14 protein-coding genes and 1 tRNA gene are annotated in these 17,273 nt (G+C 62.9%); 6 read left to right on the plus strand and 9 right to left on the minus strand.

Going from position 1 to position 17,273, the window contains the following annotated elements:
- Nucleotides 1-46 precede the first annotated feature (46 nt).
- Together trxA and AMK05_RS21470 are read right to left on the minus strand one after the other, a co-directional pair.
- Nucleotides 47-1,021, minus strand: a complete 975-nt coding sequence (gene trxA, locus AMK05_RS21465; RefSeq protein ID WP_064841053.1) for a thioredoxin — start codon at nucleotides 1,019-1,021, stop codon at nucleotides 47-49.
- 56 nt (nucleotides 1,022-1,077) lie between these two features.
- Entirely contained in the window at nucleotides 1,078-1,587 is a 510-nt protein-coding gene (locus tag AMK05_RS21470) for a prolyl-tRNA synthetase associated domain-containing protein (RefSeq protein WP_064841481.1), read from the minus strand.
- 256 nt (nucleotides 1,588-1,843) lie between these two features.
- On the opposite strand from AMK05_RS21470, the gene AMK05_RS21475 reads away from it, so the two are divergent.
- A tRNA-Gly gene (locus tag AMK05_RS21475) sits at nucleotides 1,844-1,918 on the plus strand.
- A 127-nt stretch (nucleotides 1,919-2,045) separates the two neighbouring features.
- On the opposite strand, the gene AMK05_RS21480 is transcribed toward AMK05_RS21475, so the two are convergent.
- Nucleotides 2,046-2,945 carry an HNH endonuclease gene (locus tag AMK05_RS21480; RefSeq protein ID WP_064841054.1) on the minus strand — a complete coding sequence of 300 codons (900 nt, stop codon included), beginning with the start codon at nucleotides 2,943-2,945 and terminating at the stop codon, nucleotides 2,046-2,048.
- A gap of 255 nt (nucleotides 2,946-3,200) precedes the next feature.
- Between AMK05_RS21480 and AMK05_RS21485 the strand changes: the two genes are divergently transcribed.
- Both AMK05_RS21485 and AMK05_RS21490 read left to right on the plus strand, forming a co-directional pair.
- Complete coding sequence (locus tag AMK05_RS21485) at nucleotides 3,201-4,643, plus strand: M81 family metallopeptidase (RefSeq protein ID WP_064841055.1); 1,443 nt, start codon at nucleotides 3,201-3,203, stop codon at nucleotides 4,641-4,643.
- Between the two features lie 285 nt (nucleotides 4,644-4,928).
- Nucleotides 4,929-6,263: a glucoamylase family protein gene (locus AMK05_RS21490; protein ID WP_064841056.1), complete on the plus strand. Its 1,335-nt coding sequence runs from the start codon at nucleotides 4,929-4,931 to the stop codon at nucleotides 6,261-6,263.
- A 2-nt stretch (nucleotides 6,264-6,265) separates the two neighbouring features.
- Here AMK05_RS21490 and AMK05_RS21495 read toward each other — a convergent pair whose 3' ends face one another.
- From AMK05_RS21495 to hglS, 6 genes are all read right to left on the minus strand, one after another.
- A complete protein-coding gene (locus AMK05_RS21495) occupies nucleotides 6,266-7,303 on the minus strand; it encodes an ABC transporter ATP-binding protein (RefSeq protein WP_064841057.1) in 1,038 nt (345 codons plus the stop codon).
- Nucleotides 7,300-8,880, minus strand: a complete 1,581-nt coding sequence (locus AMK05_RS21500; protein WP_237352151.1) for an ABC transporter permease — start codon at nucleotides 8,878-8,880, stop codon at nucleotides 7,300-7,302. Before AMK05_RS21500 ends, AMK05_RS21495 begins: the two co-directional genes overlap by 4 nt.
- A gap of 152 nt (nucleotides 8,881-9,032) precedes the next feature.
- Entirely contained in the window at nucleotides 9,033-10,055 is a 1,023-nt protein-coding gene (locus tag AMK05_RS21505) for an iron ABC transporter substrate-binding protein (protein ID WP_064841059.1), read from the minus strand.
- A 200-nt stretch (nucleotides 10,056-10,255) separates the two neighbouring features.
- Complete coding sequence (gene amaB, locus AMK05_RS21510; RefSeq protein WP_064841060.1) at nucleotides 10,256-11,794, minus strand: L-piperidine-6-carboxylate dehydrogenase; 1,539 nt, start codon at nucleotides 11,792-11,794, stop codon at nucleotides 10,256-10,258.
- Nucleotides 11,795-11,859: 65 nt separating this feature from the next.
- Nucleotides 11,860-13,143, minus strand: a complete 1,284-nt coding sequence (locus AMK05_RS21515; protein ID WP_064841061.1) for an NAD(P)/FAD-dependent oxidoreductase — start codon at nucleotides 13,141-13,143, stop codon at nucleotides 11,860-11,862.
- Nucleotides 13,144-13,210: 67 nt separating this feature from the next.
- Nucleotides 13,211-14,623 (minus strand): 2-oxoadipate dioxygenase/decarboxylase HglS, encoded by a 1,413-nt coding sequence (gene hglS, locus AMK05_RS21520; protein ID WP_064841482.1) that lies wholly within the window; start codon nucleotides 14,621-14,623, stop codon nucleotides 13,211-13,213.
- A 101-nt stretch (nucleotides 14,624-14,724) separates the two neighbouring features.
- Here hglS and AMK05_RS21525 point away from each other — a divergent pair, with 101 nt between their 5' ends.
- The 3 genes from AMK05_RS21525 (at nucleotide 14,725) to AMK05_RS21535 (ending at nucleotide 17,260) form a co-directional block, all read left to right on the plus strand.
- Nucleotides 14,725-15,633 (plus strand): LysR family transcriptional regulator, encoded by a 909-nt coding sequence (locus AMK05_RS21525; RefSeq protein WP_064841062.1) that lies wholly within the window; start codon nucleotides 14,725-14,727, stop codon nucleotides 15,631-15,633.
- A 68-nt stretch (nucleotides 15,634-15,701) separates the two neighbouring features.
- The gene (locus AMK05_RS21530) at nucleotides 15,702-15,938 is read left to right on the plus strand and encodes an Lrp/AsnC ligand binding domain-containing protein (protein WP_003567502.1); all 237 of its coding nucleotides are present in this window, start codon (nucleotides 15,702-15,704) and stop codon (nucleotides 15,936-15,938) included.
- A 146-nt stretch (nucleotides 15,939-16,084) separates the two neighbouring features.
- A complete protein-coding gene (locus AMK05_RS21535; RefSeq protein WP_064841063.1) occupies nucleotides 16,085-17,260 on the plus strand; it encodes a glycosyltransferase family 4 protein in 1,176 nt (391 codons plus the stop codon).
- The last annotated feature ends 13 nt before the right edge of the window (nucleotides 17,261-17,273 follow it).

Here is a 17,273-nt window from a genome sequence, read left to right on the forward strand (position 1 = left end):
ATTCAAGCGATCCGGCGCCTTGCCGTCCTGTTGGAGCCGCAACGCGCTACGAAAACAGCATCGCCGAAAGCTTGCGCCGGGCCGACACCGTCGCCGGATCCTTGAAGCCCCAGACCTCGAAGAACTGCAGCAGCTGGCGGCGGGCGCCGTCATCGTCGAAGGCGCGGTCCTTGCGCATGATCAGCAGCAGGTGCTCGGCCGCTTCGTCGCGCCGGCCTTCGACATTGAGGATCTTGGCAAGCTTCAGCCGTGCCTCGTGGTCGTCGGGGTTTGCGGCAAGGTCGCGTTCGAGCGCAACCGGATCGCCGAGCTTGCGGGCTTCCTCGATCTGTTCGAGCTTTTTCAGCACCGCCTGGATGCCGGCGTCTTTCGAGAGCTCCTCCGGCAGATCCGTCAGGGTTTGGCGCGCCCGCTCATGCTGGTTGGCGGCGATCATGCATTCGGCCATCCCGGCAATCGCCTTGGCATTTTCGGGATCGGCCTGCATCACGGCGGCGTAGAGCTGAGCGGCCTCATTGAGATTGCCGGCGGCCAGCAATTCTGCCGCTTCGGTGACCACGGCCTCGATCTCGGCCGCCTCGTCGGCGCCGGCCGGACCGGCGATGCGGTCGATGAACTGCTGGATCTGGCTTTCCGGCACGGCGCCCATGAAGCCGTCGGCGGGACGGCCGTTGACGAAGGCGATGACGGCGGGGATCGACTGGATGCCGAGCTGGCCGGCGATCGAGGGATGGTCGTCGATGTTCATCTTGACCAGCCGGACGCGGCCCTTGGCGTCGTTGACCACCTTTTCCAGCACCGGCGTCAGCTGTTTGCACGGCCCGCACCAAGGCGCCCAGAAATCGACCAGCACCGGCTGCTTGCGCGACTCCTCGATGACGTCCTTGCCGAAATTCGCGGTCGTCGTGTCGGTGATGTAGCTGCCTGCCGCAGCCGCGGGTGCCGGCTGAGCGCCGAAGCTTGTCGTCGCCGTCATCTGATTTCCGAAGGAACCATTATAGGGGTTGTCGCTGCCGCTCATAGGTATCTCCCGCCGCGCCGATCCTGCCGGCCTCATTGTAGCGCTAAAATCGTATGTCAGGACGTCACTTTCAAGACAAGCGGCTTATGTCCGGTCGCTTCCATGAAACGGATGAGGTCGCCGCTCGCAATCGATGTCGTCGCATCGTTGGACAGCGGATGGCAGTTGACGATTTCCTCGCGCATCAGATCAGCATCGAGCACGAAAGTGACATTGCCCGCGGCATCGTTGATCGCGCCGAATGCCGTGACCGCGCCGGGGATAACGCCGAGATAGTCCATCAGCTTCTCCGCCCTGCCGAAGGAAACCCGGCCGGAGCCGCCGATAAGGGTGTGAACCTGCTTCAGGTCGACCTCGGCATGTTCCTCCACGGTCAGCAGAAAATACCTGTCCTTCTTATCCTTGATGAAAAGGTTCTTGGTGTGGCCGCCGGGGATCTGGTCGCGTAGCGCAACCGATTCGGCCACGGTGAAAACAGGGGCGTGATCAACCGTCTTGTGCGGGATGCCGAGCCCGTCGAGGAAAGCAAACAGATCTTCTCTTGTCTTGGGGGCGTTTTCGGGCATCGGGCAATCCATTGCGCAGGAGGGACAAAGTCGAGGCGTCCTGATTAAATCCGTCCCCATCATTTGGCAATCTTCGCCACCGACGCTCTACCCCCGCATTTGCGGCCTTTCCGCCTGCCTCATGCGACCTTGCGAATTTTTCTTCGCCTCTCCGTCATTTCCCTGTTGCATTTGAAAATCCGTTAGGCCATATAGCGCCCGTCGCCACAAGGCGGCGCCCACGGTCCAACAACTACCCCGGACCGATGCGGATTGAGCGGGTGTAGCTCAGGGGTAGAGCACAACCTTGCCAAGGTTGGGGTCGAGGGTTCGAATCCCTTCGCCCGCTCCAGTTTCTCTCTTGTCCATGCCGAAGACATAGGTACCGGAACGTCCCTGAGACGGGGTGACGGCTTCGCGTGCCGCGGCTTGGGTATTTCGTTCTGCAATCCCTGAGAAAAATATAATTGCCGACGCATCTACTGCTTGAAGCAGTGTTCGCGGTGCCACTGCAGGAAATGCGCGTGCGGTCGTTCAAATGCTCGGCGGGGCATTATCGCGCGGCCGGTTTTGTTGATCAGATCGCGCACCGCGTCGGGATCGTTAACGTGTCGGGAGATGAGAATCTCCAGATCATCCGTCAGGCCTATAAATCCTCGATCGAACATCCAATGGGCCGTACCGGATAGAGCAATTCCGTTGCTGACGATATCGGGACCGCTCGCCTCGACCGGTCGGATATGCGCTGCATCGACCTCTGCCCGGCCTCCACCGTTGATCAGTTTGAGCCCGGTAATCGCGCAACGTTTGTCATAGGCGCGCAAGACGACCTGCCGGAACACTCGATCTCGAACGATCCGTGACGCGACAAAACTCACACGGTCGCGGCTCTGCTCGAATTGGAACGGTGCCTGCTCTTCCTCAAAGCCCGAAGAGGATGCATTGGCGTCGACGCGCGGCAGCAATGGCTCGCTGTTATCGAGGCCCAACGCAATGATCCGGCTGAAGTCGTCCGACGAAATCGGGCGAACAGCCGACTGCGCACGGCCGGAAATCCGGTCTTGCGTGTTCAGCACGCTACGCTCGACAACGCCGTCGGCTCCACTGAAGGGAATAGGGTTTACGAAGTCGAGATAACTTCCGGGTTCAATCAGTGCCAGATACATGCCCGGCGCAGCGGGATCAGGAATGACCCGCTCAACCCTTGCCACAGCGAAGTAACCTCGGGTCTCTGTGACCTTTCGAGGTTCGTAGTAGATGATCCAGTCGCCGAGGCAGCCTTGGACACGCTGGAGATACTGGCTAGGAAACTGATATCGCTCAGCGGGGCTGTCGTCGTAAATCGAATCTGAGCGGTGGATGAAGACCCCGAATCCCATGATCGTCGTATAACATATCCATTTTGGCTGCATAGGGCGCCGGCTGGTGCGACACCGGAGCTTGATCAAGTTTTTGATTTATTGGTTGATTGCTTCGTCTGTAAACTTATTGTCGAGACAAAGTGAACACGTCTTCGGATCGAAACCTTCATGTTCAGTTCAGCCCCTTCTGCCGCCGCCGACCCTAAGCTGACGCATTGGCGCAGACATCGTCCATAAAATTCTGATTCCTCCCAACATCACCTGAGGTTTCCCATGCGCATCGCCGTCGGTGGCATTCATATCGAGTGCAGCACATACAATCCCGTCCTGAACGAGGAGAGGGATTTTCGCGTGTTGCGCGGGGAAGCACTGCTGGCATCCCCTTACTTCGGCTTCCTCAAGGATTACGACGCCGAATTCCTGCCGACGATCCATGCCCGCGCCATTGCCGGCGGCCCGGTGTCGCGCGTCACCTACGAGGCCTTCAAGAGCGAATTCCTCGAGCGGCTGAAGCCGCTGCTGCCGCTCGACGGTCTCTACCTCGCCATGCATGGTGCCATGTATGTCGAGGGCATGGAGGATGCCGAGGGCGACTGGATCGGTGCTGCCCGCGCGCTTGTCGGCGAGAATTGCACGGTTGCTGCAAGCTACGACCTGCACGGCAACGTCACCCAGCGCATCATCGATGCGCTCGACATCTTTTCCACCTATCGCACCGCGCCGCATATCGATGTCGAGGAGACGATGCGCCGCTCGGTCTTCATGCTGGTGAAGAGCCTGAAAACCGGCGTGAGGCCGGCCGTCCTCTGGGCGCCGATTCCGGTCGTGCTGCCCGGCGAGCGCACCAGCACCGTCGATGAGCCGGCTAAAGGCCTCTATGGAATGCTGCCGGAAATCGACGCGATCGACGGCGTCTGGGACGCATCCCTGATGGTCGGTTACGTCTGGGCCGACGAGCCGCGCGCCACGGCTGCGGCCATCATGACCGGCACCGACCGCGCCGTGCTGGAGCGTGAAGCCACACACCTCGCGAGCGCCTATTGGGATGCGCGCGAAGATTTCGTCTTCGGTTGCGAGACCGGCTCGGTCGAGGAATGTGTTGCGAAAGCCATCGCAAGCCCGACCGCCCCTGTCGTGCTTGCCGAATCCGGCGACAACCCAACCGGCGGCGGCGTCGGCGACCGGGCCGAGGTGCTGGCGGAGCTGATCGCCAAGGGTGCGACAGGCGTCGTCTTCGCCGGCATCACCGACAAGGCGGCGACCGAGGCCTGTTATGCCGGCGGCATCGGCGCGGCACTCAATCTCAGCGTCGGCGCCTCGCTCGACACTAAGGGCAGCAAGCCGGTCGCGGCCCGCTTCACGGTCAAATTCCTGCACGAAACGCCGGACCCCTCGGACCGTCAGGCAGTGGTTTCGATCGGTGGTATCGACCTCGTGCTCGCGGCCAAGCGCCGGCCCTACCACAATATCGCCGATTTCACCCGGCTCGGGCTCGATCCGCACGGCGCCAGGATCGTCGTCGTCAAATCGGGTTATCTCTCGCCCGAGCTGGCGCCGATCGCCAATCCGAACCTGATGGCGCTCTCGACAGGGGTTGTCGACCAGTTCGTCGAGCGCCTGCCAAGGCTGTGCAAGGTGCATCCGACCTACCCGTTCGACAAGGACTTTGCCTTCGAGCCGCAGGTCTTCCTCTCCGCGCGCGCAACGCGCGCCTGAGCTTCGAGCCATCCGGCTTTCCAGAAAAGGGCTTCGTCGGCCAGTTCCTAAAGGGGCGGAGGAAACAAGTATTGCGGGAAAATAACCCGGGCCGGCTGTACGCGGCCTCCGCTTTTTGCTGCGCTGCTTATATGACTTCTGCTAGATATTATTTCACCAATAATTATTAACGACCACTTCCGCCCATTTGTGTTCTCTTATCCCTGCGAATCAAAAAGGTTTGATTTGCCCGGGAACGGTCGCCATGTTCAAGCATGGGGCGATGCAACAGTTGGGTAGGAGCCTATGCTGCAACGGATTGAAGACATTGATGCAGCACTCGTCGACAGGCTGCAGCATTCGGCATTCAAGTACTTCCTGAAATATTCCAATCCCGAAAATGGCCTGGTGGCCGATACCTCGATCGGCGGCGTGCCGGCGAGCATCGCAGCCGTCGGCTTTGCGCTTTCCTCCTATCCCGTTGCAGTCGAACGTTGCTGGATCACCCGCAAGGAAGCAGCCGAACGGACGGTCAATACGCTGCGTTTCTTTGCCGAGGCGCGTCAGGGCGAGGAACGTCACGCAACGGGCCACCGCGGCTTTTTCTATCATTTCCTGCACATGGATACCGGCAATCGCGCCTGGAACAGCGAACTCTCGACCATCGACACGGCGCTGCTTATCGCCGGCATCCTGACGGCAGCGCAATATTTCGATCGCGAAGACGACGAGACGGAAACGGAAATCCGCGCGCTCGCGACCTTCATCTACGAGCGCGTCGACTGGCGCTGGGCGCTGAACAAGGGCGATACCATTGCCATGGGCTGGAAGCCCTCTTCCGGCTTCCTGCGCTGGCGCTATCACGGCTTCGACGAGGCGATCATCCTCTATGCGCTGGCGCTCGCCTCGCCGACGCACGCCATTCCGCAATCGTGCTACGACGCCTTCACGTCGAGCTATTCCTGGATGCTGCACGGCGAACAGTCCTATCTCTATGCCGGACCGCTGTTCATCCACCTCTTCTCGCATGCCTGGATCGACTTCCGCGGCATTCAGGACAAGCCGATGGCGGAGCGGAACTGGGATTACTTCCGCAACACCCAGGTGATGATCAACGTCCAGCGTGATTATGCCGAGCGCAATCCCGGCCAGTTCGTTGGCTACAACCGGAATATCTGGGGTTTCTCCGCCTGCGACGGCCCGCCGCCGACACGGCGCATGCGCGGCGGCCGCCAGCCGAAGGTGCTGGGCTACGCCGCCCGCGGCGCGCCTCTCGGCCCGGATGACGGCACGATCGCGCCCTGGGCGGCCCTTGCCTGCCTGCCCTACGACCGGCAGGCGGCTCTCGACGGCACCAAGGCGCTGCTGACCAGCTATCCGAACCTGCTCCTGGAAGGCGGCTTTCCCGGCGGCTTCAACCCGACCGTCAAGACCAAGCGGCCGGAAGGCTGGGTCGACGACCGCACCGTCGGCATCGACCAGGGTCTTGTCGTCATGACCATCGAGAACGAGCGCTCCGACTTCATCTGGAAACTGATGCGGCAATCGCCGGCCATCCGCCTCGGGCTCGAGCGTGCCGGCTTCACCGGCGGCTGGCTCGAAGGCATCGAGCCGGAAGAAGTGGTGCGCAAGTTCGGCTGAGTTTAGCTTTCGAAAATATGCGCCTTGCCCGCGATATCGAGGCGAACGAGATCGCCGCGTGAGGGAAGCGCGACGCTTGAGGTCTTGATCAGGATCGGCGGCAGGGCGACACCGTCGAGCGACACCGCAACGGTGCAGACCGCGCCGCCGAACTCCACCTCGACGACACGCCCGCCATAGCGACGATCGCCTTCATCGGCAACGACGCGGATCTGCTCCGGCCGCAGCATGATCTCCGCCTTGCCCTGACGATTGCCTTCGACGGCGACGCGGCCGAGCGCACAGTCGGCGAGGCCGTTGCGGATGATGGCCGGAAGCAGCACGGCGTCGCCGAGAAACAGCGCCGTCTCGCGATCCCGCGGATGCAGATACAATGACTGCGGCGACCCCGCCTGGATCAACCGCCCCTCTCTCAGAACCGCAACCTGATCGGCAAAGGTCAGCGCCTCTTCCTGATCATGCGTGACGAGCACAGCGGTGATGCCGGCCGCCTGCAGCACGCGCGCCACCGCCTTGCGCATATTCTCGCGCAATCCGGTATCGAGTGCCGAGAAAGGTTCGTCGAGCAACATCAGCCGCGGCTTGCGGCCGAGCGCACGGGCGAGCGCCACGCGCTGCTGCTGGCCGCCGGACAGCTGGTGCGGGCGCCGCACCAGCATGCCGCGGTCGAGCTCGACCATGTCGAGCAGCTCGACGATGCGCTTCTCCCGATCCGCTGCCCCCCGCTCGAAGCCGAAGCCGATATTCTCGGCGACGCTCAGGTGCGGAAACAGCGCGCCGTCCTGCGAAACGATGCCGATGCCGCGCTTATGGGCCGGCACCGTCGCGAGCCCATCGGCAAGGACTTCGCCATCGAGCGTCACCCTGCCGACATCGGGTTGCTCGAAGCCGGCAATGATGCGCAGCAGCGTCGTCTTGCCCGAACCGGACGGGCCGACGACCGCCGTGCGGCTGCCCGCCTGGACATCCAGCGAAATATCCTTCAGCGCCTGCACAGGCCCATAGCGCTTGCTGATGTTTTCGATCGTAAGCAGCGTCATTGGCCGGCGGTCCGTTTCGATTGCGTATAGAGCATGAGGGTGAGCGGCAGCGACAGCACGACCATCATGAAGGCATAGGGTGCGGCCGAGACATAGTCGATCTCGCTGGTCAGCGACCAGAATTTGGTCGCCAGCGTATCGACGCCGTTGGGCGACAGCATCAGGGTCGCCGTCAGTTCGTTGGTGATGCCGAGCGCGGCAAGCGCCACGCTGGCGGCCGCGCCTGGTGCGGCAAGCCGCATGGTGATCTGCCGCACCGCCTGGCCGGGCGTGCGGCCAAGCCCCATCGCGGCGCGCTCCAGCTCCACCGGCGCCTGGGCGATGCTGGCGCGCAGCCCGACCATGGCCCGCGGCAGGAAAAGCATCACATAGGCGACGAGCAGGGTTGCGAAGGTCTGATAGAGCGGCAGCACGAGGCGCACGGTGATCGTCACCAGCGCCAGCGCCACGACGACGCCAGGCAGCGAGCCGACATAATAATGACAGGCTTCGAGCAGGCGCTGGAAGCGGCCGGGCGCTCGCACGGAAAGCCAGGCCATCGGCGCTGCGGCAATCGTCGCCAATACGCCGCCGCCGATGGCAAGCACGATCGTCTGCAGGAAGGCGCTGCCGACCTCGATGTGCCAGATCCCGGCGCCGCCGAGATAAAGCCAGCGGCCAAGCGTCATCAGCGGCACGCCGAGTGTCAGCACCGCCAGGAGGACGGGCAGCAGAACGGCCGGCACCACGAACCAGCCGAGCCGCCGGCGAGCCGCCGGGCGGGGAGAGCCGGAGCCGACGCGGGCATAACGTTCGTTGCCGCGCACCAGCACCTCGAAGCCGAGCAGAAAGAGACAGCAGGCAACGAGCACGCCGCCGAGCATGTTGGAGGCAGGGCTGTTGTAGGAGGACTGGAACTGATCGACGATCGCCGTCGCGAAGGTGTCGAAGCGGATCATCACGAACAGGCCGTATTCCGAAAGCAGATGCAACCCGATCAGCAGCGAGCCGCCGCAGATGGCGAGCCGGAGCTGCGGCAGCACCGCCCGGAAGAAGACCCGCCAGGGATTGAGACCGAGCGAGGCCGCGGCATCCTCGATCGCCGGGTCGAGACGGCGCAAGGCGGCCGCGACCGGCAGGTAGAGGAAGGGATAATAGGCGATCACCGAGATGAAGACGCCGCTCTGCAGGCCGCGCATGCCGGGGACGAGGCTGACCCAGGCATAGCTGTGCACGAAGGCGGGCACGGCGAGCGGGGCGATGGCAAGCCAGGCCCAGAGCCGGGCGAAGGGAATGTCGGTCCGCTCGGTCAGCCAGGCGAGCGTCACGGCAAGCGCGATCGACAGCGGAATGGTGATTGTCTCAAGCAGGACCGTATTGACGAGCAGTTCGCCGACCCGCGGCCGGAAGACCAGGGTCTTCACCGTTTCCCAGCCGACGTCATAGGTGACCCAGCCGATGAAGCCGAGCGGCACGAGACTGAAGACTGCGACGACGGTGGCAAACAGCACCACGGTCGCGTGGGGCATACGCCCGCGCGGCAAAACCATGCGCGCGGCCCTCGGCGTCACCGGCGCTTCGTTGCCGGATGCGAGCAATCTATTGTCCTGCAGCAAGGCCGATGCCTTCATACGCCGAAAAAGGAAGGCAACCGCCCTTTAAAGGGCGGTTGCCGGATATCGTCATGCCCTAAGGTTTTCTTGAGCCAAAAGCAATAGTTTTGGCCGCTGCAAGCCTGCGGCAGAAAGGTTTAGATCAGGCCGGCTGCTGTCATCAGCTCGACGACCTTCTTGCTGTCCAGGGTCGAAGCTTCGACTTTCGGCGCGTTGAGATCGGCGAGCGGCGTCAGCTTGTCGTTGGAAGCGGCATCCTTGCCGATGGCATATTCGTAGGACGTGCCGTCCTTCAGAACCGCCTGGCCGGCCTTGCTGGTGATGAACTTCAGGAAAGCCTGAGCGTCCTTCATATGCTGAGTGGACTTCAGAACGCCGCCGCCCGAGACGCTGACGAAAGCGCCCGGATCTTGGTTCTTGAAGTAGTGCAGGCCGACATTCTTGCTGTTTTCACCGGTTTTGGCCTGATCGCCGAACCAATAATAGTGATAGATGACAGCGCCTTCGACTTCGCCTGCGTTGACGGCCTTCATGGCGACGCTGTTGCCCTTGTAGGGCGTGGCGTTGTCCTTGAGGCCCTTCAGCCATGCCTTGGTAGCGTCTTCACCCTTGAGTTGCAGCAGCGAGGCGACGATGGCCTGGAAGTCTGCGCCGGCAGGTGCCGCGCCCCAGCGGCCCTTCCAGGTCGGATCGGCGAGGTCGAGCATCGACTTCGGCAGCTTGTCTTCGGTGAGCTTGGTCTTGTCATAGGCAAAGACGGTGGTGCGGGCGGCGATACCGGTCCACATGCCGTCGGCCGGGCGGTACTGATCCGGTACCTGGTCTAGCGTGTCCTTTTCGATGGGGGCGAAGAGGCCGGCGCCGTCGACCAGCGTCATCGCCGGTGAATTCTCGGTCAGGAATACATCCGCCGGCGAGGCATCGCCTTCCTGGATAAGCTGGTTGGCGAACTGCATGTCGCCGCCCTGGCGCATGGTGACCTTGATGCCGGTCTCCTTGGTGAAGGCATCGATCCATTCGCGGCCCAGGCTTTCGTGCTGGGCATTGTAGACGACGAGGCCTTCATCCTGCGCGCTGGCACTGCCTGCGAGCGCGGTGGCGGAGAGAAGCGAAGCGGTAAACGCAAACGCAAGGGAAAAACGATTCAGTGCAATGGTCATGATGGCCTCCGTGGCGATGTCACCCGAGGTCTCCAAGGGCGATGAGAGGCGTATATTTTTCCTGACTGAAGATTTCAAGTTTGGCTTCGCCGGAAAAGCAATCACAATATCTTGACTAAATATTTCATATTACAGAGGGAATAAATCTCGATCTGGCTAAAAAGGCGACGCTCTCAAGCGCCGCCTTTTTGTGGGCCGACCTATTCGACGTCGAACTTGACGCCCTGAGCAAGCGGCAGCGTCTTGCCATAGTTGATCGTGTTGGTGGAGCGGCGCATATAGGCCTTCCAGGCATCCGAGCCGGATTCGCGGCCGCCGCCGGTCTCCTTCTCGCCGCCGAAGGCACCGCCGATTTCCGCGCCCGACGGACCAAGGTTGACGTTGGCGATGCCGCAATCCGAACCGCTGGCGGAGACGAAGGTTTCGGCCTCGCGCATGTCGTTGGTGAAGATCGACGACGACAGACCCTGCGGCACGGCATTGTGCAGCGCCAGCACTTCGTCGAAATCGCTGTATTTCATCACGTAGAGGATCGGCGCGAAGGTCTCGTGCTCGACCGGTCCGGTCTGATCGGGCATTTCGACCAGCGCCGGGCGAACATAGAAGGCATCGGTCAAACCGTTGCCGACACGGTCGCCGCCGGTGACCTTGCCGCCAGCCGACGTCGCCTCGCCAAGCGCTGCCTGCATCCTCTCGAAGGCCTGACCGTCGATCAGCGGCCCCACAAGCGTGCCGGTCTCCAGCGGATTGCCGATGGTGACGGAACCGTAAGCCTTCTGCAGGCGCGGCACCAGCTGGTCGTAGACGCTGTCATGTACGAAGAGACGGCGCAGCGTGGTGCAGCGCTGGCCGGCCGTGCCCATGGCGGAGAAGGCGACGCCGCGCAGCGTCAGGTCGAGATCGGCGCTCGGGCAGACGATCGCCGCATTGTTGCCGCCGAGTTCGAGGATGGCGCGGGCAAAACGCTGCGACAGGCGCGGGCCGACGGCGCGGCCCATGGCAGTGGAGCCGGTGGCGGATACGAGCGGGATCTTCGGATGATCGACCAGCACTTCGCCGACCTCGCGGCCGCCGATGATCAAGGTCGACAGATTGGCCGGTGCCATGCCGCCCTCGGCGACGAAACGCTTCAGCGCCTTTTCGAACAGCGCCTGCACGGCAAGTGCGGTCAACGGCGTCTTTTCCGAGGGCTTCCAGACGGTGGAATTGCCGCAGACCATCGCAAGGGCTGCATTCCACGACCAAACGGCGACGGGGAAGTTGAAGGCGGAGATGATGCCGACCACGCCGAGCGGATGCCAGCTTTCCATCATCCGGTGTTCGGAGCGCTCGGTGGCGATCGTCAGGCCATAGAGCTGACGGGACAGGCCGACGGCGAAATCGCAAATGTCGATCATCTCCTGCACTTCACCGAGGCCTTCAGAGGTGATCTTGCCGACCTCGATCGAGACGAGACGGCCAAGCGCCGTCTTTGCCGCACGCAGTTCCTCGCCGAGCAGGCGGACCAGCTCGCCGCGCTTCGGCGCGGGCACGGAACGCCATTCGAGGAAAGCCTTGTGCGCCTCTTCGATCGCCGCCTTCGTCTCGGAAACGGTGTGCTCTTTAAGCTTGCCGATTTCCTTGCCCGTCACCGGCGAGGTGACGGAAAGCGTGCCGTCGTGATAGCGGCCGGCATCGACGCCGAGTTCGGCGAGCAGCTTGGCGGTTTCGGTGGCGAGATCGAGGACGGCGATAGTCATTGTCGTGGTTCCAATCTTGTTGTTCTCAGAAGCGAGTTTCGCTTCCCGGAAGCGCTTGTCGGTTCTCAAAAGCGGGCATCGGCGAAATGGGCGACCTGAGCGCCGGCTTCGTACCATAGTTCCTTGAGCGCCCGGAAGCTCGGTTCGGTGGGTGAGGTCAGTGGCAGCGGCAGATTGGCTTCCGACAGCCGGCCGAGAATATGCTCGGCCAGTGTCCGGCCGAAAACCGTGCCGGGGGCAATGCCGCGGCCGTTATAACCCGAAAAGCCGATGACGCCGGGGGCGAATTTGTGAAAGCGCGGCAGTGCATTGTCGGTCATGCCGATCTGGCCGTACCACTCGCATTCGAATTCGACATCGCCGATAATCGGGAACAGCCGCTTCAAGGCGCGCTTGGCCCAGCCCTTGTGCACGGCAAGCCCGGTATTGCGCAACGCCCCGACACTGCCGAAAACGAGACGGCCGGCCTGGTCCATGCGGAAGGAGGACAGGATGTCCTTGGTATCCCAGGCGCCTTCCCGTCCCGGCAGGATCGACTGGCGCAGATTGTGGCCGAGCGGCACGGTGGCGAAGTTGAAATAGGGCAGATAGACCTGTTCGTTGCGCACCTGCTCGAAGGGGCCGGTGCTGTAGGCATCGGTCGCGACGATGATCCAGTCGGCGCTGACCTCGCCCTTCGCCGTCTTCACGGTCCAGCGGCTGCCGTTGCGCTCCGTTGCGATGACCGGGCTCGACGTGTGGATGGCGACACCCGCTTTGACGGCGGCATGGGCAAGGCCGCGCGCATAGGCCAGCGGCTGCAGCGTGCCGGCGCGCATGTCGAGCAGCGAACCCGTATAGGCTTCGCTGCCGATGCGTCTGGCTGTCTCCGCCGCATCGAGCAGCGTCACGGGCGCGCCGCGCGCAGCCCATTGCGCCGCGCGCGCCTCGATCTCCCTCAGCCCGTCGGCGCCGACCGCGCAGTGCAGCGTGCCGTTGCGTTCGAGTTCGCAGGCGATCCCGTGCCTGTCGATCAGTTCCATGACAAGCTTCGGGGCATTGCCGAGCAGCTCGAGCAGGCGTTCACCATGCAGCGGGCCGAGCACGCCGGGCAGGTCGTCGGGCATCACCCACATGCCGGCATTGATCAGGCCGACATTGCGTCCTGCACCGCCGAAACCGATCTCCTTCGCCTCCAGCAGCACCACCTTCGAGCCGGCTTCGGCAAGATGCAGGGCGGAGGAAAGACCGGTGTAACCGCCGCCGACGATGACGACGTCGGCCGAAACCGCGCCTGCGAGCGGCGAGGTAACAGGCGGTTCGGCTGCGGTCTTTTCCCAGAGGCCGTGGGAGCGCGGATCATTCAGCATGGCTCAGTCCGATCGGAACGAAATCGCGGTACTTTAACGCATATGATCAAGTGTTGAAGCGAGCATTTCAGGCAACGGTCTTCAGCGGCAGGCCCGTAACGCCGAGCACTTCCATCGCGGCATCCAGCGAGGCGGCCTGGCGCTCGGCATAAAGCGCCAGCTCATCCTCAACGCTGGCGCCGAGCGCGGCCTCGAAGGCATCACGGTTCGAATGCGTCGCATAGTTCTGCTGCTGATCGGTGCCGAGATTCGACTGGAAGATGCCGGCCGCGCTCACGGGCAGGAAGTCTTCGTAGACGATCGGGGAGAAGGCAAGGTACCCCTTGGCGATCAGCGCTTCCGGATCGCCGGACAGTGGGGCGGCCACGGCCGCGGCAATGCCTGCAGGCGTCACGTAGTAATGGAAGAAGGCGAGATCTTGCCGGCGCAGCTCGTCCCAGCTGTCCGGCAGCGCCTTGAAACGCTCGGCAAGTTCCTGATCGTAGGCGCCGGCCTTGGCGCCACCGGCGCCGACCTGCACTTCGCCGCGAACCGAGGCGAGCAGCCGGTCATAGAGCGCCCGGCCCTTGGCTGTCAGCGCCACGCCGCGCTGCTCGATCTCGCCGAAGCGGGCGGTGTGCGTTCCCTGAACTGCCGCCGCGTCACCGGCGAAGATGATCGTTTCTTCAAGCGCCTTGAAGCTCGTCTGTCGCAGCAGGATATTGCACTGACGACGCGGCGGCCCTTCGATGACGGCCTTCGGCGTGATGCCGCGCTCCGGCATGCGGGCCTGCACCGCGTCGATATCGAGCGTGCGCGGCGTCAGATGATTGATGTGCGGGCCTTTGAAGCTGACGACGTCGGCGATCAGCCGGTGCGCATCGTGCAGGCGCTTGTAAGTCTCGGCGCTGACTGTCGCCTCGCCGTGCCAGCGGAAGGTTTCGAGCGCCTCGGCGACGAATTCCGTTGCTTCGGCGTCCGTCAGGCCGCCCTTCTGTTCGTGGCGCTCGATTAGCGCGATGGCGCGCGGCGTATAGATGCGCCGCTTTGCCAGAATGGCCTCAGCTTCGCCGCGCAGCCCTTCGTCCTCGATCAGCTCCAATCGCAGCAGCGAGGTAAAGACGCGGAACGGATTGATGTTCAGTGCGGCCTCGTCGATCGGCCGGAAGCAAGTGGAATGCACTGGCACACCGGCAACCGAAAGATCGTAGTAGCCGACCGCCTCCATGCCCATGACGGAAAACAGCCGGCGGATAGTGAAAAGCTCGTCCGCCGTGCCGAGCCGGATGGCGCCGTGGCGTTCGACATCGATACGCTCCAGCTCGCCGGCGCGGGCCAGCCGCTCGCGCAGTTCCGGATCGTTGTCGAGACAGCCGGCATTCACATCCGCCACCAGTTCGATCAGCGTGCCGTATTGCGGCACCTCCGTCCGGTACATCTGCGACATCGCCTCGGTGAAGAGCGAGCGGATACGGTCTGTGGACACGACGGCTTGCGGCATTTGGAACTCCGGCTCATTCCGTTTTTGCAGGATGAACCTCTTTACTTCGGCAGCAAAGGCGGAAACATCGACATTTTGGAAATAGCTCATTCTGAAATGGAATGAACATGTTCGCTTCGAGACGTTTTCTGCCATCGATTTCACATCTCGCCGCTTTCGAGGCGGTTGCCCGCACCGGCAGCGTCACGGCGGCCGCGCGCGAGCTCGATCTGACCCAGAGCGCCGTCAGCCGCCAGGTGAGCGCGCTGGAGGAACAGCTTGGCGTCGAGCTCTTCCTGCGCGAACGCCAGACCATGCGGCTGACGCTGGCCGGCGACAGTTATGCCCGCGAGATCCGCGAGGCGCTGCGGCGGATATCGAGCGCTTCGCTCAACCTGCGCGCCAATCCGCATGGCGGCACGCTCAATCTCGCCATCCTGCCGACCTTCGGCACCCGCTGGCTGGCACCGCGCCTCGGGCGCTTTCTCGCCGCCAATCCCGGTGTGACAATCAATCTGGTGACCCGGCTTTCACCTTTCGATTTCCGCCTCGATTCGATTGACGCCGCCATCCATTTCGGCCATCCGCACTGGCCGGGCGCCGAACTTACCTTTCTGATGTCGGAGCGCACGGTGCCGGCCTGCAGCCCGGATTTTCTCAGGCGATACGCAATCGCCGGGCCGCAGGATCTGCTCGCCGTTCCGCTGCTGCATCTGACGACCCGGCCCGACGCCTGGGAGCAATGGTTCGCCGGCAACGGCGTTTCCTTCGAAAGCGTGCACGGCATGCTCTTCGACCAGTTCGCCACCGCCGCGCAGGCGGCGATCGCCGGCCTCGGCATCGCCCTGCTGCCGACATTTCTGATGCAGGAGGAGATCAGCCGCGGCGATCTCGTCGCCGCCGTCGATCAGGAGATGGAAAGCCGCGAGCGCTATTATCTCGCCTTTCCGCCCGAACGCGCCGACTATGCGCCGCTTGCCGCCTTTCGCGATTGGATCGTCGCGGAAGCGGCCGCCGACCGGGCCGCGTGACGAACGGCTTGCATCGGCATGGCGCTTTCGACCATTATATCAGCCAAACAAACATTGCAGGAAATCCCATGAAGCCGATCTTCGTCCAGCTCCAATGCGCCCCTGGCAAAACCTATGAGGTCGCCGACGCCATCTACCAGACCGAACTGGTCTCGGAGCTCTATTCCACCAGCGGCGACTACGACCTGCTGCTGAAGGTCTATATCGAGGAAGGCCAGGATATCGGCAAATTCATCAACGACAATATCGCCAATATTCCCGGCATCGTCCGCTCGCTGACGACCCTGACCTTCAAAGCCTTCTGAACTTCCGTCAGACGCGGTTAACCTTTTTTACGAAGAATCGCCTCTTGGGATGCCGCTTAAACCACGGCTTAACGCCTGAGATATCTGGTCGTTGCTATAAGAGTCCCGTCTCGGCATGAGGCGGCGCGTGCAACGATAGGTGGAAAATGGCGATCGTCGAGGCGGACAGGGTGCGCGAGAGGCCGCAGCCGGAAACGGCGCCGCTGATCGTCCATGTCGTGCGCCAGTTCCTGCCCAATCGCGGCGGCCTGGAAGACGTGGTCGCCAATCTTGCCCGCCAGACCCTTCGCCGGGGTTATCGCGTCCGCGTCGTCACCCTCGATTCGCTGTTCACCGCGCCTGGGGACAAGCTGCCGGCCCGCGAAGATATCGACGGCATCGAGGTGGTGCGTATTCCCTGGTCCGGCAGCAGCCGCTATCCGCTGGCGCCTGCGGTTTTCCGTCATCTCGCCGATGCCGATCTTGTCCATGTCCATGCTATCGACTTCTTCTTCGACGCGCTCGCCTGGGGCCGGCTGCTGCATCGCAAGCCGATGATCGTCACCACCCATGGCGGCTTCTTTCACACGCGAAAATACGCGGCGATCAAGAGGATCTGGTTCCGGATGCTGACCCGCGCTTCGGCACTGGCCTATCGGCGCGTCGTCTGCTGCAGCGCCTCCGATCTCAGGCAGTTTTCCGAAATCGCGCCCGACAGCCTGCTGATCGAAAACGGCGCCGATATCGGCAAGTTCGCCGACACCGCTTCGCGCCGGGCAAGGCGCCGCGTCGTCACCATTGGCCGCTTCTCGGTGAACAAGCGGCTGGACCATCTGCTCGATGCGATGGCCGTGCTGAAGAGCCGTGATCCGGAATGGCATTTGGATATCGTCGGCGCCGAATCCGACCTGAACCGGGCCGATGTCGAAGCCGCGATCGAAGGCCGCAACCTTTCCGGCCGCGTCACCCTGCACGTTTCGCCTGACAACGGCGCCATCCGGCGCATCATCACGGATGCCTCGCTGTTTGCCTCCGCCTCGGAATATGAAGGTTTCGGCCTGGTGGCTCTGGAGGCGTTGAGCGCCGGCCTGCTGCCGGTGCTGAACGCCAACGATGCCTTTACCACGCTTGCCGACCGGCACCCCGTCATCACGCTTGCCGATTTCACCAATCCCGAGACTGCCGCGACAGCGGTCGAGGTGGCCTATGAAACCCTCGCACGCCAACCGGACGCCGTCCGCGCCGGGCTTCTCGACGCCGCGCGCGGTTATTCCTGGGACATCGTCGCCGGGCGCTACATCGATCTCTACCGGTCGCTGAACGTCGTCGCAGACAATATCTAAACTACCTGCCTGA

Source organism: Rhizobium sp. N324, from assembly GCF_001664485.1.
Lineage (GTDB): Bacteria > Pseudomonadota > Alphaproteobacteria > Rhizobiales > Rhizobiaceae > Rhizobium.

What these genes read in the sequence shown, in the direction of transcription:
- trxA (WP_064841053.1), bottom strand. Translation starts at nt 1,021, where the DNA reads ATGAGCGGCAGCGACAACCCCTATAATGGTTCCTTCGGAAATCAGATG.
- AMK05_RS21470 (WP_064841481.1), bottom strand. Translation starts at nt 1,587, where the DNA reads ATGCCCGAAAACGCCCCCAAGACAAGAGAAGATCTGTTTGCTTTCCTC.
- AMK05_RS21480 (WP_064841054.1), bottom strand. Translation starts at nt 2,945, where the DNA reads ATGGGATTCGGGGTCTTCATCCACCGCTCAGATTCGATTTACGACGAC.
- AMK05_RS21485 (WP_064841055.1), top strand. Translation starts at nt 3,201, where the DNA reads ATGCGCATCGCCGTCGGTGGCATTCATATCGAGTGCAGCACATACAAT.
- AMK05_RS21490 (WP_064841056.1), top strand. Translation starts at nt 4,929, where the DNA reads ATGCTGCAACGGATTGAAGACATTGATGCAGCACTCGTCGACAGGCTG.
- AMK05_RS21495 (WP_064841057.1), bottom strand. Translation starts at nt 7,303, where the DNA reads ATGACGCTGCTTACGATCGAAAACATCAGCAAGCGCTATGGGCCTGTG.
- AMK05_RS21505 (WP_064841059.1), bottom strand. Translation starts at nt 10,055, where the DNA reads ATGACCATTGCACTGAATCGTTTTTCCCTTGCGTTTGCGTTTACCGCT.
- amaB (WP_064841060.1), bottom strand. Translation starts at nt 11,794, where the DNA reads ATGACTATCGCCGTCCTCGATCTCGCCACCGAAACCGCCAAGCTGCTC.
- AMK05_RS21515 (WP_064841061.1), bottom strand. Translation starts at nt 13,143, where the DNA reads ATGCTGAATGATCCGCGCTCCCACGGCCTCTGGGAAAAGACCGCAGCC.
- hglS (WP_064841482.1), bottom strand. Translation starts at nt 14,623, where the DNA reads ATGCCGCAAGCCGTCGTGTCCACAGACCGTATCCGCTCGCTCTTCACC.
- AMK05_RS21525 (WP_064841062.1), top strand. Translation starts at nt 14,725, where the DNA reads ATGAACATGTTCGCTTCGAGACGTTTTCTGCCATCGATTTCACATCTC.
- AMK05_RS21530 (WP_003567502.1), top strand. Translation starts at nt 15,702, where the DNA reads ATGAAGCCGATCTTCGTCCAGCTCCAATGCGCCCCTGGCAAAACCTAT.
- AMK05_RS21535 (WP_064841063.1), top strand. Translation starts at nt 16,085, where the DNA reads ATGGCGATCGTCGAGGCGGACAGGGTGCGCGAGAGGCCGCAGCCGGAA.